Origin of the sequence: Streptomyces sp. NBC_00286 (assembly GCF_036173125.1) — a bacterium.
Taxonomy (GTDB): Bacteria; Actinomycetota; Actinomycetes; order Streptomycetales; family Streptomycetaceae; genus Streptomyces.
The window spans coordinates 6,575,917-6,596,660 of sequence record NZ_CP108054.1; the positions used below are offsets into that span (position 1 = coordinate 6,575,917).

At 73.1% G+C, this 20,744-nt stretch carries 15 protein-coding genes; 5 read left to right on the top strand and 10 right to left on the bottom strand.

Annotated elements, in window-relative coordinates:
* Positions 1-34 precede the first annotated feature (34 nt).
* The 6 genes from OHT21_RS30320 to OHT21_RS30345 form a co-directional block, all read right to left on the bottom strand.
* Positions 35-1,162: a glycosyltransferase gene (locus OHT21_RS30320; RefSeq protein WP_328774276.1), complete on the bottom strand. Its 1,128-nt coding sequence runs from the start codon at positions 1,160-1,162 to the stop codon at positions 35-37.
* An 18-nt stretch (positions 1,163-1,180) separates the two neighbouring features.
* Positions 1,181-1,876 (bottom strand): polysaccharide deacetylase family protein, encoded by a 696-nt coding sequence (locus OHT21_RS30325; RefSeq protein ID WP_328771458.1) that lies wholly within the window; start codon positions 1,874-1,876, stop codon positions 1,181-1,183.
* A 100-nt stretch (positions 1,877-1,976) separates the two neighbouring features.
* Positions 1,977-3,776 (bottom strand): murein biosynthesis integral membrane protein MurJ, encoded by a 1,800-nt coding sequence (gene murJ / locus OHT21_RS30330; protein WP_328771459.1) that lies wholly within the window; start codon positions 3,774-3,776, stop codon positions 1,977-1,979.
* 202 nt (positions 3,777-3,978) lie between these two features.
* Positions 3,979-5,325, bottom strand: a complete 1,347-nt coding sequence (locus OHT21_RS30335) for an O-antigen ligase family protein (RefSeq protein ID WP_443050450.1) — start codon at positions 5,323-5,325, stop codon at positions 3,979-3,981.
* 6 nt (positions 5,326-5,331) lie between these two features.
* Positions 5,332-6,909, bottom strand: coding sequence for a sugar transferase (locus tag OHT21_RS30340; RefSeq protein WP_328771460.1), 1,578 nt, complete (start codon positions 6,907-6,909; stop codon positions 5,332-5,334).
* Complete coding sequence (locus tag OHT21_RS30345) at positions 6,906-8,222, bottom strand: glycosyltransferase (protein ID WP_328771461.1); 1,317 nt, start codon at positions 8,220-8,222, stop codon at positions 6,906-6,908. The genes OHT21_RS30340 and OHT21_RS30345 overlap by 4 nt, the downstream gene beginning before the upstream one ends.
* Positions 8,223-8,647: 425 nt before the next feature.
* Here OHT21_RS30345 and OHT21_RS30350 point away from each other — a divergent pair, with 425 nt between their 5' ends.
* The 5 genes from OHT21_RS30350 to OHT21_RS30370 all read left to right on the top strand — a co-directional run bounded on the left by OHT21_RS30350 (position 8,648) and on the right by OHT21_RS30370 (position 11,826).
* Positions 8,648-9,298 (top strand): hypothetical protein, encoded by a 651-nt coding sequence (locus OHT21_RS30350; protein WP_328771462.1) that lies wholly within the window; start codon positions 8,648-8,650, stop codon positions 9,296-9,298.
* A gap of 311 nt (positions 9,299-9,609) precedes the next feature.
* Positions 9,610-9,861: a hypothetical protein gene (locus OHT21_RS30355; protein WP_328771463.1), complete on the top strand. Its 252-nt coding sequence runs from the start codon at positions 9,610-9,612 to the stop codon at positions 9,859-9,861.
* A gap of 361 nt (positions 9,862-10,222) precedes the next feature.
* Positions 10,223-10,624: a tyrosinase family oxidase copper chaperone gene (locus OHT21_RS30360; protein ID WP_328771464.1), complete on the top strand. Its 402-nt coding sequence runs from the start codon at positions 10,223-10,225 to the stop codon at positions 10,622-10,624.
* Positions 10,608-11,474, top strand: a complete 867-nt coding sequence (locus OHT21_RS30365; protein ID WP_328771465.1) for a tyrosinase family protein — start codon at positions 10,608-10,610, stop codon at positions 11,472-11,474. The genes OHT21_RS30360 and OHT21_RS30365 overlap by 17 nt, the downstream gene beginning before the upstream one ends.
* A gap of 184 nt (positions 11,475-11,658) precedes the next feature.
* The gene (locus tag OHT21_RS30370; RefSeq protein ID WP_328771466.1) at positions 11,659-11,826 is read left to right on the top strand and encodes a hypothetical protein; all 168 of its coding nucleotides are present in this window, start codon (positions 11,659-11,661) and stop codon (positions 11,824-11,826) included.
* A gap of 10 nt (positions 11,827-11,836) precedes the next feature.
* On the opposite strand, the gene OHT21_RS30375 is transcribed toward OHT21_RS30370, so the two are convergent.
* The 4 genes from OHT21_RS30375 to OHT21_RS30390 form a co-directional block, all read right to left on the bottom strand.
* Positions 11,837-13,084, bottom strand: a complete 1,248-nt coding sequence (locus tag OHT21_RS30375) for a TIGR02679 family protein (protein ID WP_328771467.1) — start codon at positions 13,082-13,084, stop codon at positions 11,837-11,839.
* 82 nt (positions 13,085-13,166) lie between these two features.
* Positions 13,167-17,366 (bottom strand): TIGR02680 family protein, encoded by a 4,200-nt coding sequence (locus tag OHT21_RS30380; RefSeq protein ID WP_328771468.1) that lies wholly within the window; start codon positions 17,364-17,366, stop codon positions 13,167-13,169.
* Positions 17,363-19,090, bottom strand: coding sequence for a TIGR02678 family protein (locus OHT21_RS30385; protein ID WP_328771469.1), 1,728 nt, complete (start codon positions 19,088-19,090; stop codon positions 17,363-17,365). The genes OHT21_RS30380 and OHT21_RS30385 overlap by 4 nt, the downstream gene beginning before the upstream one ends.
* Positions 19,087-20,673, bottom strand: coding sequence for a TIGR02677 family protein (locus tag OHT21_RS30390; protein WP_328771470.1), 1,587 nt, complete (start codon positions 20,671-20,673; stop codon positions 19,087-19,089). The genes OHT21_RS30385 and OHT21_RS30390 overlap by 4 nt, the downstream gene beginning before the upstream one ends.
* Positions 20,674-20,744: the final 71 nt, after the last annotated feature.

Below are 20,744 nucleotides of genomic sequence, written 5' to 3' on the forward strand. Positions count from 1 at the left end.
CAGGGGAGTGCTCCGAGGGTTACGGGTCCGAGGGTTACGGGGATGAGACGGCGGCCGCGTATACGTCCATGAGGCGTGCCGCGGTGTGCGTGATGCAGTAGTGGCGGGCGGCTGCGGGGGGCCGGCGCGAACCGCTGTTGCCGGGCTGGGCTCGGGTCTTGGCCAGGGCGTGGGCGAACGCGTCCGCGCCGCCGCTTACCCGGTGCGCGCCGGCGGCGAGGCGTGGCGGGAGGTCCTCCACGGCGGGGCAGCAGGCGTACAGGACCGGGAGGCCCGCGGCCAGGCCTTCCACGACGGCCAGGCCGAAGGATTCCTCCGCGCTCGGGGAGGCGAGTACGTCCATCGCCGAGGTCAGCGAGGGCAGGTCCAGGCGGTCTCGGGTGCCGTCGGGTTCGTACGGCTGCTCGCCCGTGAACAGGACGCGGTCGGTCACCCCGGCCCGTTGGGCGGCGCGTCGTAGCACGCTCTCCTCGGGGCCGCTGCCGACCAGCAACAGCAGGTAATCGCGGGGGAGTTGGGCCAGGGCCTCGATCAGGACGCCGAAGCGTTTGCTCGCGGTGAGGCGGCCGATACCGCCGATGACGTACGTGCCCTGGGGGAGCCCGAGGCGGCGGCGGGTGCGTGCGCGGCGGGACGGGTCGAAGCGGAAGCGGGCCAGGTCGATGCCGTTGGGGACGACCTCGATGCGCGGTTCGGGGATGCCCCAGCCGCGGAGGCGGTCGGCGACCGTGGGGGAGACGGCGACCGTGGCGCGGCCCAGACGTTCGCTGGCCAGGTACAGCGCGCGCAGTCCGGAGGTCAGGGCGCGGCCCTCCAACTGGGTGCCGCCGAGGGAGTGTTCGGTGGCCACGACGGCCCGTACGCCTGCCAGGCGGGCGGCGATCCTGCCGTATACGCAGGCCCGGTAGAGGTGGGTGTGTACGAGGTCGTAGCCGCCGTGGCGGATCAGGCGGGCTAGGCGGGGGAGGGCGGACAGGTCGCGGTTGCCGGACATGCCGAGGTGGACGACGCGTACGCCGTCCGCCGTCAGGCCTTCGGCGACCGGGCCGGGGTTGGTGAGCGTCACTACGTCGCAGTCGACGGGCAAGTGGCGTAGGAGCAGGCGGAGTTGTTGTTCCGCGCCGCCTACGCCGAGGCCGGTGATGATGTGCAGGGCCTTCAAGTCGGGCATGGCGGGGGCTCACACGCCGTCGACGGGGCGGCGGCGCAGGCGGTGCAGGTGGCGCTTGAGGTGCAGTCGCCAGGCCGTGTCGCGCTCGCCGATGTGGACGCGGGGGAGGGCGTAGGGGCCGGTCAGGTCGCCGGGGGTGGTGGCGGTGGCGCAGGCGTAGCTGTAGCCCGCCTCGCGTACGGCTTCGACGGTTCGGTGGTCGGCTAGGCCGTACGGGTAGCAGAAGCCGTGGATGTGAGCACCGGTCACGTCGTAGAGCAGTGCTCTGCTGCCGCTCACCTCGGCGCGGAGCCGTGTGTCGTCGGTGCGGGTCAGGTCCCTGTGGGTGAGGCCGTGCGAGCCGATCTCGATGCCCGCGGCGGCGGCCTGGCGGATGCCGTCCGCCGACAGCAGTGGCTTGCGGGGGCCGAGGGGGTCCCAGGCGTTGTCGCCGCCCAGCCTGCCCGGCAGTACGAACAGGGTGGCGCCGAAGGCGTGGCGGCGCAGGAGCGGAAGGGCGTGCGTGACGAAGTCGGCGTAGCCGTCGTCGAAGGTCAGGCCCACCAGGTTCTGGCCTTCCCCGCGGGCGCGTGCGGCGAGCAGTTCGTGCACGCCGACGCCGCGCAGGCCCCGGCGGCGGAGCCAGGTGAGCTGGCGGTCGAGGCGGTGGGGCGAGACCGTGACGCGGTACGGGTCGTGGGAGCAGTCGTCGACGGAGTGGTACATCGCCACCCAGGGGGGTCGGCCGGGTCTGCGCTGGGGTGTGGTGTCGGGAGGGGTCGCGGTTGGCGCGGTTGATGTAGTTCGCGCGGTTGAAGGGTCGTGGTCAGCGGATACGGGCATGCGGGAGCCTCCGGGTGACGGTGCGGATCGTGGGCGTGAGGCCCTGCCCGCCCGGTAGCCCGGCGAGCAGGAGGAAGACGACGGTGACGGCCGTGCCGCCGGCCGCGAGCCCGAGAGTGGGTGAGCCGATGAGGCTTGCGGCGAACCAGCCCACCGCGCAGGCGGTCACTGCGGCGCGCAGTGGTTTGCCCATCGCGGCCAGTACCGGGCGGGTGCGGATCGGCACGCCGCGCTTTCCCATCCCGTACAGCAGGATCAGGGCGGTGAGGCTGATGCCGGCCGCGTTGGCGGCGGCGATGCCGAGTACGCCCCACGGGCCGACTGCCCATGCACCGGCACCCGCCGTGGTGGCGATACCGGCGGTCATGGCGGCCACCGGGTACCAGGTGGGACGCCCTGCCGAGAAGTACGAGCGGACGAGGGCGCCCACGAGTGCGTGGCCGAGCAGCCCCAGCGCGTACACCCGCATGACGGCGGCCGTGGCCGCGGTGTCCTGTGCCGTGAACGCGCCCCGCTGGAAAAGGAGTTGGATGAGCTGCGGGGCACAGGCGATGACGGCTGCGGTGCCGAGCAGTACGACGTACGACACCGCCGCGAGGTCGCGTTCGACGCGGTCGCGGGCCCGCTCGGTGTCGCCCTCGGCCAGTGCCTGCGAGACGACCGGGAAGGTGACCGTGCACAGCATCAGGGCGAGCACCATCGGCAACTGGGCGACTTTTTGGGCGTAGTTGAGGTGCGAGATGGTGCCGGCGGGGAGGGGGGAGGCCAGGTAGCGCTCGATGAGGACCTGGGACTGGCGGCAGAGGGCGAAGAGGAGGACGGTGAGGAAGAGGGCTAGGTTCAGGGCGCGGTGGTCGGTAGCCGGATGCCCAAGGGGCGCGGGTGCCATCGTGTTCGTCGTCGTGTGCGGCGCGTCCATCGCGGAGGGCCCGAGGGACGCCTGAGGGCGGTGCCACTGTCGTAGCAGGGAGGGTAGTTGGGTGGCGATCATGAGTACTCCGCCCAGCGCGACGCCGATCGCCGCCGCTCGTACGCCCCAGCGGCCGCCGAAGACGAACATCGCCGTGATGATGGCAGTGTTGTAGGCGACGTAGATGGCTGCGGGTGCGACGAAGCGGCGGTGGGCGCGTAGGGCGGCGCTGCAGTAGCCGGCGAGGCCGAAGGTCAGGACGCAGGTGCCGGTCAGCCGGGTGCAGTCCACCGCGAGCCGGGGGTCCGGGAGCCCTGGCGCCAGCAGTTCGACCAGGTACGGGGCTCCCCAGATGAGCAGCGCCGACACCACGGTGAACGCCAGCGTCAGGCGGGGCAGCGTGCGGCGGACCAGGGCGCGCACCGGGTCGCCGGGATCGCCGGGATCGCCGGGATCGCCGGGATCACCGGGGTTGCCGGGGTTGCCCGTTGCGCCATGGGCTCGGCGGGCCACGACCGCGCTGAACGCCGGTACGAGCGCGAAGGCCAGCCCGTCCTCGATCAGCAGCGTCGCCGCGAACTCCGGCACCGTCCACGCCACCAGGAAGGCGTCCGTATCGCTCCCGGCTCCGAAGAGATGCGCCAGCGCCTGGTCCCGGCCGAGGCCCAGCAGGGCTCCGGCCAGGGAGAGGAGGACGGTGATGAACGCGGCCCTGGCGAGGAAGCCTTGCGAGACGAAGGTGGTCTTGGTGGCGTTGGGGTCGGGGTCGGGGGCGTCTGTGTGGGGGCCCGCCACCGCGGGTTCCGGGGCATCCGTGCCGGGGCCGGCCGTGGTAGTCGTGGCGTTTCCGCCAGGCGGAGGGGGGACGGTCATCGCGGGGCCGCCTCCTCGGAGGGCTCGGAGACGGCCGGTTGGGGGCGGCCCTGCAAGCGGCCTTGGCGGAGTCCGCTGTGGTGCCGCGCCCTCTGGGAGGCGCGGGGCTGTCGCATATATACGGCTCCGCCGTGGATGGGGGTCCCCCCGCTCGAGCGAAGCCGAGAGTGGGGTAGTGACCAGCCTCCACCGGCCCGCGGCCTCATGACCGCACCTCCAGCGGAGCGCTCAGCGCCCACCACGCCGTCAGGCCCAGGCTGATGGCGGTCAGGACGGTCGTGGGGCCGCCGATATCGGCGTACGCGAAGTTGATCAGCTGCCAGATCAGCAGGCCGCAGGCGATGAGCCCGCAGTCGAGGGACGAGTCCGTCGTCGGGGCGTTGCCGGGGTCCCGCGCTCTGCGGGCGCGGACCAGTCTCCGCAGGCCCAGCACCAGCAGCGCCAGCCAGCTTCCCGCGAGCGTCAGTAGCCCGACGAGGCCCTGTTCGCTGAGTACCAGCAGGTACATGTTGTGCGGGGACAGCAGTGGCTGTTTCCGGTACTCCGTGCCCGCGCCCTCGATGTCGCTGCCGGACGACAGCGCCAGTGAGGCGTGGCCGTCGCGGTGTTCGGGGAAGCCCTTGAAGCCGACGCCCGTGAGGGGCTGTTCGCGCCACATGTCGGCCGCCGCCGCCCACATGGTGTACCGGTCGGTGACCGACTGGTCCGGAGCGTCGCCCACCTGGCCGATGCTGCTGACCCGCTCCTGCAACAACGTGGACCCGACACCGAACCCGCCGACGAGGATCACGGACACGGCGGCCACGACCGCGCCCGCCGCCACCGCCCGCCGCAGTCCCGCGAGCACCAACTGCGCCCCGCACGCGACGGCCGTCGCGATCCACGCACCCCGGCTGAAGGACACGGCCAGCGGCACGACGAGCAGCGCCGTGCACAGCAAGGCCCACACCCGCTGTCGTACGGACCCCGGTGCGAGCGCCAGGCCCACCGCGCACACCAGCCCGAAGGACACCACGGTTGCCATCGCCATGACGTCCGCCGGCCCGAAGGTGCCGACCGCCCGGATCTCCTGGCCCATGTACGAGGCGCCGGTCCCGGTCGCGTACTGGTGCACCCCGACGGCTCCCTGCCACACCGCGAGCGCCACCACCGACCAGGCCAGCAGCCGGACGTCGCGCCGGTCGCGGACGAGCAGGAGGACGGCGGCCGGTACGAGCACGAAGATCTGCAGCCAGCGCGTGAAGCCGGTGAGCGCCGCGCCCGGCGTGATGGCCCCGGCCGCCGCCACGGCGAAACCGGCCACGGGCAGGCCGAGTACGACTACCGCGGTACGGGACAGGGGGCGCCGCCGCTGCCGCAGCAGACGGATCGCGCAGCACAGGACCACGACACCGGAGGCGGCGTCGGCGAGGCTCGCGCCGCCCTCGTCGCCCGGTGCGACGGGCAGCGCGAGCAGGGCGATCACCGTGAGCACGGGCAGGACGGGGAGGACGGGGAGGACGGGCTTCAGCCCGCGCGCGGCAGGCAGGGCGGCGTATGCGTGGGTCACCGGTGGTCAGCTCCCCGTGGGGCGCACGAGTGCGGCGGCCGTGCGCAGCAGGATGCAGATGTCCTGCCACAGCGACCAGTCGTCGATGTACGCGTTGTCGAAGCGGGCGCGGTCCTCGATGGAGGTGTCGCCGCGCAGCCCCTGGATCTGGGCGAGCCCGGTGATGCCGGTGCGCATACGGTGGCGGGCCGCGTAACCGGGATAGGTGCGGCTGAACCCGGCGACGAAGTACGGGCGTTCGGGGCGCGGCCCGACCAGACTCATGTCGCCTCGGAACACGTTCCACAGCTGGGGCAGCTCGTCCAGCGAGGTACGGCGCAGGAAACGGCAGAACCGGCTCATGTCCCGCTCACCCGCCACACTCCACCGGGTGGCGGCCTCGTGCTCGTCGGCCGGGCGATGAGTGCGGAACTTCAGCAGTGTGAAGGGGAGTCCATCCTGGCCGACGCGCTCCTGACGGAAGACGACGCCCGGGCCTTCGCTGAGCCGCAGCACCAGCGCGCAGGCCAGCAGTACCGGGGCGGCGAGGAGGAGCAGTATTCCGGAGACCAGCAGGTCAAGGGCGCGCTTGGCGGGGCTTTCGGGGCGTCGGCCGACTTCGAGGCGGCGGCAGGAGAAGCCGGCGATGCGTTCGTGTGGGGTGCGGGTGCGGGTGCGGGTGCGGGTGCGGGGGGAGGACCAGTGGCCGATGCCTGCGTGGGCTGTGCTGCCGGGGCCGTCGGTTCGGGTGATGCCCTTGCCCGGCACGCCTTCTGACGGGCCGTAGGCGGTGCGGTCGGTCTCCTCGTACGCGCGGCTCGCGACCGGGTCGTACGACGGGACCCCCGCGTCGACCTCCCACAGGGCGCAGCCGTCCTCAACCAACTCCCTTACCAACAGCCCGTGTTCACCGACGGGCCCGACGAGGAGCACAACCCGTACCCCGTTCTGGACGACAGCCCGCTGCACCTCCTCGTCCGTGCTGAGCACCGGCAGCCCCGTACCGCCGGCCGGGTCGTCGGCGAGGACGCCCACCGGTCTGAGGCCGCACTCCGGGCGGCGCAGGAAGGCGGCGGCCACGCGCTGGGCGGTGGCGGCCGGGCCTACGACGAGGGCGGCGGAGGGGTTGCGGACCAGCATCCGGCGGCGGCGCCAGTGCACCAGGCCGCGGCCCGCGCAGCTCGCCGCCGTCTGCAGGGCGCAGCCGGTCAGCAGCGTACGGATGGAGGGGGCGTGGGCCGGGGAGAGGGCCGCGACCAGTGCCGCGAGGGCGCACCAGCTCACCGTGATCCGGGCGCAGAGGGCGGGGAGTTCGTCCAGGACGGCGGGTACGGCGGGCGGGCGGTACAGCGCGGCCAGGGCGTTCAGCCAGAGGACGGCGAGCAGCAGGGGCGCGGCCAGCAGGGAGTGGGGGAGGGCCGGGGCGGCGGTGAGCGCGGCCGTCGCGTCCACGAGGAGCAGGGGCAGTGCCGGGGTGGGGCGTGCCGCGGACCGCTGCCTCGCGGGAAAACCGCGGGCCCCACGTGGGGGGAGGAGCGGCACGGGCAGGAATCCCCGCTGCGGTTGCTGGGCTGCGAGGGGAGAGACGGTGCGTTCGACGGTCACGAGCGGATGGACTCCCTGCACTCGATGGATTCCTGGGGCACCGGGCGCCCGGAGCCGAGGAGTTCGCGGTAGAGGGCCGCGACCGCCTCGGCCGAATGCCGCACGTCGTGCGCGGCCAGTACGTGGCGGCGCGCCTGGCGGCCGAGCGATTCGCGCAGCGGCGGGTCGAGCAGCAGCCGGGTAAGCACGTCGGCCAGCGGTTCCGGCTGACCGGGCGGTACGAGGCAGTGCGCCCGGTGACCGGGCGGCAGACTCTCGCGCGCCCCCGCCACGTCCGTGACCACCACGGGCCGCCCGCACGCCATCGCCTCCAACGGCGCCAGCGCCATGCCCTCCCAGCGGGACGGCAGCACCACCAGATCGGCGGCCTGGTACCAGGACAGGGCGTCGGTCACGGCACCGGCGAACAGCACGCCTTCGGGCGCGCAGTCCCGCAGCCGCTCCTCGTCCGGCCCGTTCCCGACAAGGGCCAACCGGGCTCCGGGCACGTGCCGCAGCACCGAGGGCCACGCATGGAGCAGTACGTCCTGGCCCTTCTGGCGACAGAGGCGTCCCACGCAGACGACCAGCGGGGCGGACGGATCGAGGGCGGGGAGCGGCGGCGGGGCGACTCGTACGGGGTCCGTTTGTACGGGTTCCGTTTGTACGGGGGCATCGGCTCCGGCTCGTACGAGGGTGTCGGCGGCGTGGGCTCGTACGGGCGCGTCGGTGGCGGGGGCTCGTGGGGGCGTGTCAGTGGCGGGGTGGAAGCGCCGAGGGTCGACGCCGTTGGGGATCACGTGCCAAGTGGCGTGGACTCCGGCCCGTACGCCTCGTGTGCGCTCTGCCTCACTGACGCACACCACACGGGTGGCCCACCGCGCCGCCCATCGCTCCCACGCCAGGGCCGCCGTCGCCGTGAGCCCGCCGACCGCCTCGAACGACCAGGCGTGCGGCTGGAAAACCGTCGGGATCCGCCCCCTGACCGCCAGCCGGGAGGCGAGCCCGGCCTTGGCGCTGTGCGCGTGCAGTACGTCGGGCCGGACCTCGTCGACGATGCGCGCGAGCCGGTGTACCTCAGCGAGAAGCGACCGCCCGGGCGCGCGGGTCGCGGGCCAGTGTCGTACGTCCGCGCCTAGTGCCCGGAGTGTCTGGGCAAGGTCGCTGTCGGGGCACGCGACCGTGACATGGAAACCGGTCGCGCGCTGGGCCCGGACCAGCTCGGTGACGACGTTGGCGACGCCGCCGTCCACCGGCTGGGTGACGTGGAGGATGCGCGGCGGAGCCCCCTGCCGCATCGCGTCGCGCAACGATCCGGCGGACCGGCTGACCATCACCGTGTGCGTCGGCCCGAGGGGCGGCCGTTCCGCCCTGATGGGCCGTGGAACGGGCGGACCCCCGTGCGAGTCGCAGTGGAAAGACCCCGGGCATGACGCATGACCGGCGTTGCCCTTTCGCGAGAACGTCAAATGCGGCTGACGGGGCGTCACTCTATCCCCTCAAACCCTACATATCGGTCAAGAGTGACGAACCGCTTAAATCACCCGCCTCGTGTCGGTGGCCGTACGGCCGGCGTCGCCGGGTGCTGCGCCGAACGGGGTGGGGTGTCCGGAGGGGTTCGACAGGGGTGCTCACCAGCGGTGATGCAGGGTCAGAAGGAGGTGAGATGTCACGCTGTGCGCCCGCTCGGTTGCAGGGTGTGGCCGCCGGTTTAAGGGTGGCCACAAGGACCCCACGCACCCTTGCGAAAGGAACCTCCATGCCTGCTCTTTCGGCACGGCGCATCGCGACCTCCGCACTCTGCGCCACGTTTCTGATCGGTGTCGCAGCTCCTACCACCCTGGCGGCCGACGAGGCGCGGGAACGCACCCGGGAGTCGAAGTCGGCCCCCGCCACCGACGTGGCCACCCTCCAGAGCCAGGTCAGGCAGTTGAGCACCATCAGCTCCGTGGCGGCCCCGGTCACCGAACTTCAGAACGCCGTGCTCAAGGCCCAGACCGAGAACTCCCAGCTCTCCTCCGCGGAGGTGACGAGACTCGGCGAAGCCGCCAAGGCCGCCATCGACGCGGCCGCCGCGAACCAGGCGGCCCCGACGACTCCCTCGACGCCGGGCGTGACGACTCCCACCGCGCCCCTGGCTCCTGCCGATCCGGCGGCGTCGACCGCGAACCCGCTGCCCCCCAACGGCATTACGGATGAGCTCACCGCCCTGCGGGACGCCGTGGAAGCCCTGATCGATGCCCTCGAGTCCGCTGTCGGTGCCGTCGCCGACGCCCTCGAAGCCGTATCGCAGGCGCTCACAGCCCTCATCGACGCCCTCCTGCCGCCGCTCACCAACGGCGAGTCGCCCATCGACGTCCCGTCCAACCCTGTCCTGTCGCCCAACAACGTCCTTCCGGCCTCCCAATAGCCGTCCTGAGAACGGGAGTTGTGCCTGAGGCGAAGCAGGCGCAGCTCGGCCCGGACGCCGTACCGACCCTGTGGCCCTGTCGCGGATCGGTACGGCGTCTGTTGCTGCGGCCGGGCTCCAGTTGCCGGCGTTCCCAGTCGCGTTCATAGGAGGATGAGAAACGCGGATAAGCCGCGCCCTTCATTCGGGTGACCTTTTCTTCGGCGGGCCGGAAATTTCGGTGTTCGGGGTTTCCGTGGCGTCCGGGGCTCGTTGGATGCGGTGAAGCAATTCCCGCTGGCGACTTACGGGTTGCCGACGAAAGGAACACGATGAAGTCTCTGAAGGCTGCCGCCATCGTTGCCGGGTCCCTTGTCGTGGCCGGTCTCGCCACTCCCGCTGTCGCCGCAGACGCCGCGGGGGTCCGGCCCGCCAACCTCAACGGAACTGTGGGCGAGCTCACTCAGGACGTCAAGGCGCCGGGGCTGGACGGGCAGAAGATGCTCGACACGAAGACGGGTCTCGTGCCCAAGGCCGTCGAGAAGACGACGGGAACCGTCGGTAACGGCCAGATGGTGCGCTGAGAACCCGTGCAGAACCGGGAGCAGAGCTGAGCGATTCGGGCGCACATTCGTCTCCGGCCTTCGCTCGGATTTCGTCTCCGGCTCCGGCTCTTTTTCGGATCTGCATATCGGGTGCTTGTTGACCGTCCGTCCCCGGCTCCTTGGGGCCGATTCCGCGCGTGTGCGGGATCGGCCCTTCGGTCGTGTTCGGCGGGTTCGGCGTGTTTCCGGTTTCAGCGTGTTCGTGGGTTCAGCGCAGGGGCGAGGAGGAGGTAGACCGTTGGCGAGCAGCAGACGAGTGAGGTTTTCGCCGGTACGTGGTGCGGCTGGGGCCGTGGGGCGGCGGCGAGTGTTGCGGGGTGCGTTCGCGGTGGTGGCCGGGATGGCGTCCGCGCCGTTCGTGGTGGGGTCGAGAGCGGCCGGGGCGCAGGAGACGCGGTTCGAGGAGACGTATCGCGGGCGCCGGATCGTCGGCGTCAGGCATGACGACGGGCGGTCCGGGGGCGGCTCAGGTGGCGGCAGGTGGCATGTGGCCGTCGACGGGCGGCCGCTGCATCTGATGCCACGGGCGGACGGCAGCTGGGTGAGCATGGTCGACCACTACGAGTCGTACGCGACTCCGCTCGCCGCCGCGCGCGCGGCCGTCGACGAACTCGGTCCGAGCGCGCGGCTGGGGGCGCCCGGCGGCGCGCCGGATGACACGAGCGGCCGTACGGAGCACAGCCCTGCTCCGGGCGGGGGCAAGGGAAACGAGGGGGAGCACCGCTGTGGTGTACACGCGTAAGGACGTCAGCAAGCTCACTCAGTCGGAGCGGCGCCGGTTCGTCGACGCGTTGCTCGAGGTGAAGCGCCGGGGCGAGTACGACGAGTTCGTGCGCACGCATATCGAGTACTACCGCTCCGACGGCGAGCCCGGGCTGCGCGTCGCCCATATGGCCCCCTCCTTCCTGCCCTGGCACCGCAGGTTTCTGCTGGACCTGGAGGAGGCGCTGCGGCGCGTGGACGACTCGGTGACCGTGCCGTACTGGGACTGGACGCGTAACCGCGGCACCACGTCCGTACCGTGGACCGAGGACCTGCTCGGCGGCACCGGGCGGAAGTCCGACCGGCAGGTCATGAACGGGCCCTTCGCCTATCGCAACGGCAAGTGGACCATCGAGGTGGGGATCACCGACACCGAGTTCCTCACGCGTGACCTGGGCCGGTGGCGGGACCCGATCGCGCTGCCCACGGCCGCCGATGTGGACCGGGCACTCAAGGACCCCGTCTACGACGCGGCGCCTTGGGACTCCACGTCCGCCAAGGGGTTCCGCAACAAGCTGGAGGGGTGGGGGCCGGGGCGGGGTGCCGTCTCGTGGCGTACGCACAACCGGGTGCACCGTTGGGTCGGCGGCCACATGCTCGGCGGCGCTTCCGTGAACGATCCCGTCTTCTGGCTGCACCACGCCTTCGTCGACCTCCTCTGGTCCCGCTGGCAGCGGCGGCACCCGGGCGCCCGCTATCTCCCCGCCAAGCCGCTCGCCCGGGGCGACGCACAGCGCGGCCGGGTCGCCGCACGGGATGAGCGGATGCCGCCGTGGGACGTGACGCCGGGCGAGGTGGAGGACCAGAGCGGGGTGTACCGGTACGCGTAGCGCCCGTACGACGCTCGGCATGCGGGTTACTCCGTTCAGCCGCACACTGAGGGAGACCCGGCTGTTGCAGGAGGTGACTGCGGGTGCCCAGCAGACGCGCGGCTTGAGGGGCGGCGTTCTCGTGAGCGCATCGGCGAGAACCATCCGGCCGCAGAGCCCGATCACACTTCCCTCGGGAGGCTCCGTGATCTTGATAGCCCTGCTCCTACCGGTCTTCATGATGCTGCTGATGCTCGCGATGGAGGCCTTCGAGGACTTCCTGTTCCGCCGCCCTGACGAGCCCCAGCCCCCTCGACATCTCCCCGGCCACGCTGAGCGGTCCACAGGGACGCGGTCCGTCGAGAGGTACTGACGTTCGCGCGTCAGGGGGCGAGGTCGGGCAGGAGTGTGTCGAGGACCGTCTCCTCCTCGATGCGGACGCCGAGTTCGGTCAGGGCTGGGGGCAGGTCCTGGTCCCAGGGGGCGGTGGTGGGGGTGCCGGTCAGGGGTGGGGCCAGGGGGGTGGTGGCGGCCGCGTTGCGGTAGTCGGTGGCTGTGTAGCGCCAGGGGTGCCAGGGGACTCGGCGGAGCAGGGCGGTGGCGATGCGTAGGCCGCCCCAGTCGAAGTCGCCGTGGTAGCGGAGGGTCGAGCCTTGGGCGTGGAGGTGGCGTAGCAGGGTGAGGGCGGCTGCCGAGGGCTGGCCCTGGAGGCAGATCAGGGGGGAGGCCGCGGGGCCGTACGTGTCGGCCGCGGTGGCCAGGACGGTTGGGTTTTCGCAGACGTAGACCGTGGTGGGTGCCGTCCGTGGTGGGGTGCGGGTGAGTTGGCGCAGGGTCAGGACGGCTGGTTCGCCTGTGTCGGCCGTCCAATCGAGGGCCGGGGTGCCGCGCAGGCCCAGGGTGAGGACCGTGGAGGAGAGGGCGTCCTTGAGGAGGCCGGCCGAGGCCCAGGCCTCGCGGCGCCATTCGGCTCCGGTGCCGTCCGGGAAGCCGGTCAGGGCGCGGATGCCGGAGAGGACCAGGGTGGCGAGCGGGGTGCCGTCGTCGAGAGCGTGGGCGTCGCCGAGGGTGCCGGCGGCGAAGGCGGACAGGGATACGGCGGGTTCGGCGGGCAGCGCGCGTAGGGCCGTCGTGGTGTCGGTGAGGAGTGCCCTTGCCGCGTCGGGGGTGCGGGCGAGGCGGCGTACGAGGCCGTCCTGGCGCAACCGGGTGGCCCAGTCGGCGAGTTGGGGCCGTTGTTCGGTGAGCGGGGTGAGTGGGGTGTACGCGTCCTGCCAGGCGTTCGCCTCCCGCTCGCGTACGTCGGCGAGCCGGTCGACCGGGCCGGTGAGGGCGGTCACGGCCGGGGCGAGACCTTCGGGGCTGATGCCGGAGCGGCGCAGGACGGCGTCCACCGTGTCCAGGCGCACGGTCAGCGAGCGTCCGGCGCGTGGGGGGCGGCCCAGCAGGCGTTCGGTGGCGGCACGTTCGGCGGTGGTGGGGGTGGCCAGGGTGACGGGGCCGGTGAGGGGTTCGTCCCGCTCCAGGCGGCGGCGTACGCGCTCGACCAGCCAGGCGAGACCGGGGTCGCCGAGCAGGCGGGTCAGGCGGTCGCGGTCTACGGGCGGGCCGGGTTCGTCGTACGTACTCATGCCCATGACCTCATGCCCGCGACCTCACGACGTACGACCTCGTGCCCTCGACCGCACGACCAACGATCTCCTGCCCCCGACCTCATGTCCACGACGGGTTCTGGTCCACGGCAGCGCCCCCAGTCGGCGCCGGTGCCTCCCCCACGCTCGCACTCCCTCGCGCGGAGGGACCCCCGTCGCCGCCCGGAGCGCCCGGAGCGCCCGGAGCGCCCGGAGCCTGAGACTGGCCGGGCAGTGCCGCCAGGCGGTGGTCCGGCTCTGCGCCCCGTACGCGTTCTGCGCCGTCCCATTCCCAGCGGGTGACCAGGACCGCGGCGATCTCGTCCACGCGGGAGAGCTGGGCGATGGCGATGCCGGGGACCTGGGGGTAGCAGGCCCATTCGCGTTCGCTGGTCATCACCACGTCCAGGTCGAAGGCGTGCAGCAGGCCCAGGCACTTGGCGCGTGAGTCGTCGTCCACGCCCGCGAACGCCTCGTCCAGGGTGACCAGGCGCGGGGCGTCGGGGGCGGCCGTGGCGTAGTGCGAGGAGGCGGCGGCGAACAGCGGTACGGACACGGCCAGTACGCGTTCGCCGCCGGAAGCGGGGCCGGTGGCCGGGACCCAGGTGCCGTGCTGGTGGCGTTCGATGCCGAACTCGTGCCAGGCGCGGTAGTCGAGCGCCGCGGTGAGTACCTCCAGCCAGCTGCCCGCTGCGTCGTCGGACTGCCGGCGGGCGATCTCGGCCTGCAGGAACTCGCCGACCGCCGCCCGGTCCTCGGGCGCCCAGGCGTCCGCGGACTGGCGCAGCCGTTCGCGTGCCTGGGCCAGGCCTGTCGGCGCCTTGCGCGAAGGGCGCCACACCAGACGCAGCCTCATACCGGTGGAGGTGGGCCGCTCCTGAAGCTCGGCGTTCATGGCCCGTACCTGGCGTTCGGCCGCTCCGATCAGCTCCTGCAGCGTGCCTGCGACCTCGGTCAGCAGGTGGGTTTCCAGGATCTCGCGTTCGTGGGCGGACAGGATGCGCGCCAGTTCGGCCACTTCCGTGCCGAGGGCGCCGGCCAGTTCAGGGACGGTCCGCCGGCGGCCCTGGTAGACGATGTCGACGACCATGCCGTCCTCGGCCATACGGGCGGTGGCGGTGTGGCCGCCGCGGGAGAGCGCGTCCTGCAGCTTCTTGTACTCCTCACTGAGCCGTTTCTGTACGCGTTCCCAGGCGCCGTCCGAGTCGTCGGTCGAGCTGAGTTCCGCCTCGACGGACCGGGCGAGCGCGATCGCCGGAGTGGCCGCCCACGGGTCGCCGTCCGGCGGGGGTACGGCCGCCTCCGGCAGGGCGACGGTCAGCAGGCCGGTGCCCGCGAACCGCTGGAGTGCGGAGATGGCCTCGGCCCGGGAGGCGGCGGCGTCCCGTACGTCCTTGTCCAGCTGCTCGATGCGGCCCTCGGCACGGCTGGCGCGCTGGTCCGCGGCGCGGTGTTCCTCGCGGGCCGTGCGCTGCTCGCGGTCGCAGGCGGTCAGGGCGTCGGCGGTGTCGGCCAGGCGCCGCTGAAGTTCCGCGACCGCGGCGCCGACGGTGGAGCGCAGGGTGGTGTGGCGTTCGTCGGCGGTGGTGGCGAGGCGGCTCGACTCCTCGGCGCGCAGGGCGAGTTCGGCCACGCGGGTGCCGGCTCGCTCGGCTTCCGTACGTTCGTCGGCGACGGCGCGCCCGGCGTCGGTGCGCTCGCGCAGCGCGGGCCACAGGGCGGCGAGTACGGCGGTGTAGTCGGCCAGTGCCTGGCGGACGGCGGTGCGGTCCGCCCGGTCGGCGGGCAGGTTCAGGGCCTCGGCCGTGTCGGTGAGTTCGGTGGCGGTCTCGGCCTCCCTCCGGGCCGCGTCGGCCAGTTCCGCGGAGCGCTCGTCCTGGCGGGTACGGGCCCGGTGGGCGGCGTCCGCTGCGGCGGCGGCCAGTGCGTGTGCGTGGCGCAGAGCGGCGTCGTCCGGGACGGCGGCCAGTTCGGCGTCCAGGGTGTGGCGGCTACGGGCGACTTGGTCGCGCTCGTCCCGTAGGCGGGCCAACTCGCCGTCCAGGGAGGCCAGTTCGTCGCGCAGGACGGTGATCCGGGCCCGGCGTGCCTCCTCGCGGGCGCCCTCACCCACGTACGCGGCGCTCTCCTTGGACCAGCTGCCGGTCAGCGCGCCGACGCGGAAGTGGCCGTCGGTCGCCACCCAGGTGTCGCCGGAGCCGCCGGAGCCGAGGCCCACGGCGGCCAGGAGACGGGTCACGGTTCCCTCGCCGACCGCCATGGCGCGCGCGTCGCCGTGGTCGACGGCCGGGCGCAGTACGGAGGCAAGGGTCGCGCCGGGTGGCGGGGCGCCCGGTGACAGCAGGATGTCGTGTCCGTCGGCGGCCACGGCGGTGCCGTCCGGGCGCACCCAGGCGTCCAGCAGGCCGGAGGCCTCCAACGCCGCCTCCAGGCCTGCCCGTTCACCGGTGGCGACGTGGTCGTGGAAGTCGACCAGGCGCCACAGGGGTGCCCCGGGAGCCTCGTCGCGGATGCCGGGAGTACGCGTGTGCGGAGCCGTGGGGCCGCGCTGGCCGCCCGCCTCCAGGTCGGCCAGCTCCCGCTCGGACTCGGCGCGGCGGGCGTCCAGTTCGGCCAGTCGCTGTCCGAGGGCCGCCGACTGGTCGGCCAGGTGCGCGGCCCGGGCGCGATGGGCTCCGGCGGCGTGCTCGCGCGCGGGGTACAGGCCCTGGAGATGCGTGGTCCAGTCCTGGAGACCGTCCAGCAGGCCCGCGGGGTCGTCGAGCGTCAACTCCCCGCAGGCGTCGAGGTGTTCGCGTACGGCGACGACCAGCTCGCGGCCTGCCTCGGCTGCGGTGGCCTCCGCGCGGGCCTGCCGCTCGGCGGTGTGGCCGGCCTCGGTCTGCGCCTCGTCCAGACGGCGGGCGGCGGCGCGGCGTTCGGCGGCGGCCTCCTCGGCGCGCGCGGCCAGCTCCTCCACATGGTCGATGGTGCGCCGCCTGCGGGCCACCGACTCCTCGGCGGCGCGGCGCAGTTCGGGCTCCGGGGCGCCCTCGGTGCGCAGCGGCGCGTCGAGGCGGGCGGCCGCGGCGGCCTCCCGTTCGCGGGCGAGCGTGTCCGCGACCTGCTGCTCGGCCGCCGTCAGCCGCCGCTCGGCGGTCTCGAGGCGGCCCAGGGCGCGGGTGTGCGCCTGGGCCGCCTGCTCGCGGTCCGCCTCGGCGCGGGCCAGATCGTCGGCGGTGCGGCGCGCGTCGGCTGCCGCCTGTTCCAGCTCGCGGGCGCTGCGCATCTCGGGGCCCTCGCGCAGCGCGGCCTCCTGCGCCGTCAGCCGGGTGGCGGTCTCTTCCAGCTCCGCGATCCGCGCGGCGATCCGTTCCCGTTCCTCCTCCGCCTGGGAGCGCTCGGCCTGGGCCTGGGCGAGGTCGCGGTTCAGCTGCTCGTAACGGGCGTGCTCGTGGCGGGGGAGCCGGGCGCGGCGGCGGGTGGCGACGCGGGCGTAGCGGCGGTAGTGATCGAGGAACGCGGACGCCGCCCGCTCGGCCTCGGTGGCCGCCCGCAGCTCCTCCTTCTCCTCGTCCAGGGAGCGGAACGCCTCGGCCACGTCCGCGATCACCGCCTGGTCCATGGGCGGCAGCGCCTCGGTCAGTGCGCGGGACAGCGCGGCCTCGTTGGGCCGTTTCGACAACTGCGGTTGGCGCAGCTGGATGAGCAGGTCGACCAGGGCTGCGTACCGCCGCTCGCCAAGGCCGAACAGCGCCTCGTCGACCGCCCTGCGATACGCCGTGGCCGTGTCGTGGACCATGCCGCGCCCGGCGACCGCCTCCGCCAGCCGGTCCCGCGACAGCGCGGTGCCGGTGGCGTCGAGCAGGCTGAGCTCCTTGCCGACGCGCTGGTCGGTGACCGCGTACCAGTGGCGGGCGATGCCCCGCCCCGCCACCGCCTTCAGCCCGCAGGCGAGGGTGAGGAACTGCTCCCGTCCGTCGGTCTCGTCGCGGCGCCCGAACTCGATCCAGGTGTAGCCGAGCCGCTCGGCGTGCGGGTGCTGCCCGCCGAGCAGCAGGTTCCACTCCATCCGCTTGCCGGGATCGGCGTCGGGCTCCACCCGCCGCGCGGACAGGTCGCCGTCGAGGAGGAAGGGCAGGGTGAGGGCGAGCACCTTGGACTTCCCGGTGCCGTTGTTGCCCCGCAGCAACAGCCGCCCGTCGCGGAACCAGAACTCCTCGGTGTCGTAATAGAAGAGATCAACCAGACCGATACGCAACGGCCGCCACCGGCCGGGCACGGGAGTGGGCAGAGCGGTCACGACTGCTGCGCCTTTCGCTCGGCGGGGGAGGGGGGCTGGGGAGGCGAGGGCTGCTTCGGGGGCGTACTCGCGTGTTGTACGGGGGCACCTGTCCCGTGTCGTGAAGAGGCGCCCGCCCTCTGTTGTGCGGGCGGGTGCGCTTGCTCTGCGGGCGTGCCTGCTGTCTGTTGTGCGGGCGGGTGCGCCTGTTCTGTGGGCGTGGTTGCTGCCGGTCGTACGGACGTATTCGCCTGGTCTACGGGGGCATCCGCTGCCTGGCGCCCGGGCGCGCCCGTCCTCTGTCGTACGGGGGCGCTCGCCTCCGTTCGTGGGTGCGTGCCTGCTGCCTGTTGTGCGGGCGGGTGCGCCTGTTCTGAGGGCGTGGCCGCTGCCTGTCGTCCGGGCGCATTCGCCTGCTCTACGGGGGCATCCGCTGCCTGGCGCCCGGGCACACCCGTCCCCTGTCGTACGGGGGCGCTCGCCTCCTGTCGTGCGGGCGTGGCCGCTGCCTGGCGCCCGGGTGCACCCGCCCCCTGTCGTTCAGGCGCACCCGCCTGTCGCACGACCGTCTCGCCGACCGCGTACCGAGCCAGCGCCGGAAGCGGGGCAACGTCGCCGTCAGGTGTGCGGGTGATCAGGCCGAGCGCGGTCAGCTTGGCGAGCGCCTGCTCGGTGAGTTCCGCCTCAGCGCCCGGCTGCTTGGCGGACTTCGACCAGAAGCCGCCGTGTTCGGCGGCCAGTTCGCGCACCCTGCGTTCTAGGTCGGGTCGGGTCACCGGGCTGGCCGCGGATGCGAGGTGTTCGGCTAGGAGCAGGGTGACGTGGCCGTGGGTGCCCTGTTCGGGCATTCGTACGTCTGTCAGGTCGTCCTGGGGGTCGACCATGGCGATGCCCTCGGCCCGTACCTCCGCGACCAGGCCGGTCAGTTCGGTGATGCGTGCGGTGATGAAGGCGCGCTGGCGGGTCAGGTAGGCGAGCTCCTCGTCGGTCAGCTCGTCGTAGTACAGGACCGGGTCGTCCAGGAGCCGCCTAGTCAGCCTCTGGCGGATGGCGCGGAAGCGCAGGTCGTCGCTGTCCAGGGCGCTTTCGGCGGTCAGCTCGGCCAGCCGGTCCTCGAAGTCCTCGGCGGTGATCAGCGACGGGCCCCGGCGGGCGGCGAGCAGCCCGGCCAGGACGCGGCGCTGGACGTCGTACAGCACGTCGCCCGCCCCGCTGACGTACGCGTCCTCGTCGCCGGCCACCCGCCGCAGCACCCCGTACCGCATGAGGAGCCGTACCACCGCCGCCAGATCCAGCCGTTCGTCGCGCCGCTCGAGCGTGAACTCGATTCCGGCGGCGGCCAGTTGGGGATCGGCGGCGTCCAGGACGACCTGCTCGGCGAGCCGGCCGAGCGCGATCTGCGCCTCGCCCCGCTCCAGCGCGGCCAGCGCCAGGCACAGCAGCACATAGCGGCGGCGGGTGAAGGGCGCCCGGGCGCGGGCGGCCTCGCGGGCCGGATGGGTGGGGTCGGTCAGGGTGCCGGGTGTACGGCCCAGCCGGGCGGACTCTGCGTCCACGCGCAGGGCCCAGCCGGTGTTGCGGTCGAACCACTCGCGTAGTTCGGCGGCGTGTCGCCGCACCAGGCGCAACTCGTCGGCGTACGGGCCGTGCGCGAGCAGCAGCGGCTCCTTCAGCAGGGCGCGGGCGGCCTTCTGGAACTCGGCGGCGCGCCGGCCGTCCAGCACCTCGCTCAAGGGCGTGCTCATCGCTCCTCCCACATCGGGGGGCTGGTCATGCGTATGCGTCCGGACCGGGTGAGATCGGTGATCTCGACCCGGTGGTCCGGGCCGCGGAAGACGCCGCCGGGTGTACGGATCTCAGCCGTCGTCCCGTCGGCCAGCGCCGTCAGCCGGATCTCCATCGAGCCGTCGTTGCTGGTCGCGACGGTCGACGTCATGCCGGGCCGCCAGGTGGCCAGGGCGTCCCCGAGCAGCCCCAGGAACAGGCCGAAGGCGGCCGGGTCGAGCTCGCCGAGCGCGGACAGCCGCGTGGTCCCGTTCGTCGCGAGGCGGGCCCGGGCGGCGGCGGTCTCCTCCGCCTGCCGGACGGCGATCTCCGCGAGGCGCCGCCGCTGCTCGGAGCGGTCCTGCACCTTGCGGGCCTTGCCGCGCCGTTCGTAACTGCCGGTGCGGCGCAGCTGCGGGCTGATCCGCAACGGCTCGGCCTCGGCCCACGGGGTGGACGCGGCGACCGGGTGGGCCGTGCGGCGCTCCAGGGTGTCGGCGTCGACGGTGAGGTGACGCGCGGGATACAGCCCGAAGGCGGCCCGCCACAGCCGATGCCGCGCCTCGTCGTCGGGCGCCTCGGCGAACCAGCGGGCCAGCGCCCGGAAGTCCGCCGAACGGTCCGAACGGCCGGCCCGCCGCTCGTTCAACTGCCGTACCACCGCGAGGAGTTGCGGAATCGCCGCCAGGGCACGGCCGCGCAGCAGGCGGGCCTGCGACTCCCGGCCGTCCGCGGACACGAACCAGGCGGCGAGCCCAGACCAGCGCGCCGCCCACCGCTCGTACGCCTGCGCCTCGGCGCTCTCGGCCTCGTCCGGGGCGGCATCGGCCGCCTCACGGGCCGCCGCAAGCCGCAGCAGCACGCCCGCCCGGCCCTGGTCCTCCAGCTCGCCGATGAGCAGGGCGATCCGCCCGCCCAGGGTGATCAGGTCCTGGATGAACCGCTCCAGGTACTGAATCAGCCGGTCCTTGTAGGCGAGGAACACCTCGACCTCCACATCGTGCAGGTCGATGGTGCGCTGCAGCGAGCCCATGAACGCCCGCGCGTTCTCCGCCAGCGCACCGAACCGGCCGGTCAGCGCGGACAGCGCCAGATGCGCCTTGGCCGCGTCCGGCTCCTGTTCGCCCGCGATCACCAGCAGGGCCCGCAGCTGGGTGACGATGTCGTGCAGCGCGACCGCCTGCAGCGCGCCGCGCCGGCCCAGCGCCTCGTCGTACGCGGTGAGCGCCTGCTCGGCGGCCTCACCCGCCTGGGTGAGCTGGTAGATGAAGCGCTTGCGGTAGAAGTCCTCGACCGCGGTGACCCGGGAGGTGTCCGGGTCCGCCCGCAGATTGCCCCACTCGACGAGACTGTCCAGGGCCTTGACCACGGTGTCCAGGTCGGCGGGCCGGTGCTCGGCGGGCAGTGCGCCGTGTACGTCCTCGGGCCGGAGGTGTACGGCGAAGCGTTCCTTGGCGGCCAGGAACGTACCCATGACCCGGCGGTAAAGGGGCGCGTTGGGCACGGTGAGGTGGGCGAAGGGCGCGTACCCGGCCCGTGCCGGTCCGGAAGGCGTCGAGGTCATCGTTCAGGCATTCTCCCCGACGCGCCCGCCGTCCCGGCAACCGTGGCCGCAGATTCACACAGGGTCACACC

Bases quoted from the DNA above. Each gene is read 5' to 3' on its own strand.
- OHT21_RS30385 (WP_328771469.1), bottom strand. From the start codon at position 19,090: ATGAGCACGCCCTTGAGCGAGGTGCTGGACGGCCGGCGCGCCGCCGAG.
- OHT21_RS30345 (WP_328771461.1), bottom strand. From the start codon at position 8,222: ATGGTCAGCCGGTCCGCCGGATCGTTGCGCGACGCGATGCGGCAGGGG.
- murJ (WP_328771459.1), bottom strand. From the start codon at position 3,776: ATGACCGTCCCCCCTCCGCCTGGCGGAAACGCCACGACTACCACGGCC.
- OHT21_RS30375 (WP_328771467.1), bottom strand. From the start codon at position 13,084: ATGAGTACGTACGACGAACCCGGCCCGCCCGTAGACCGCGACCGCCTG.
- OHT21_RS30325 (WP_328771458.1), bottom strand. From the start codon at position 1,876: ATGTACCACTCCGTCGACGACTGCTCCCACGACCCGTACCGCGTCACG.
- OHT21_RS30355 (WP_328771463.1), top strand. From the start codon at position 9,610: ATGAAGTCTCTGAAGGCTGCCGCCATCGTTGCCGGGTCCCTTGTCGTG.
- OHT21_RS30350 (WP_328771462.1), top strand. From the start codon at position 8,648: ATGCCTGCTCTTTCGGCACGGCGCATCGCGACCTCCGCACTCTGCGCC.
- OHT21_RS30360 (WP_328771464.1), top strand. From the start codon at position 10,223: ATGGCGTCCGCGCCGTTCGTGGTGGGGTCGAGAGCGGCCGGGGCGCAG.
- OHT21_RS30390 (WP_328771470.1), bottom strand. From the start codon at position 20,673: ATGACCTCGACGCCTTCCGGACCGGCACGGGCCGGGTACGCGCCCTTC.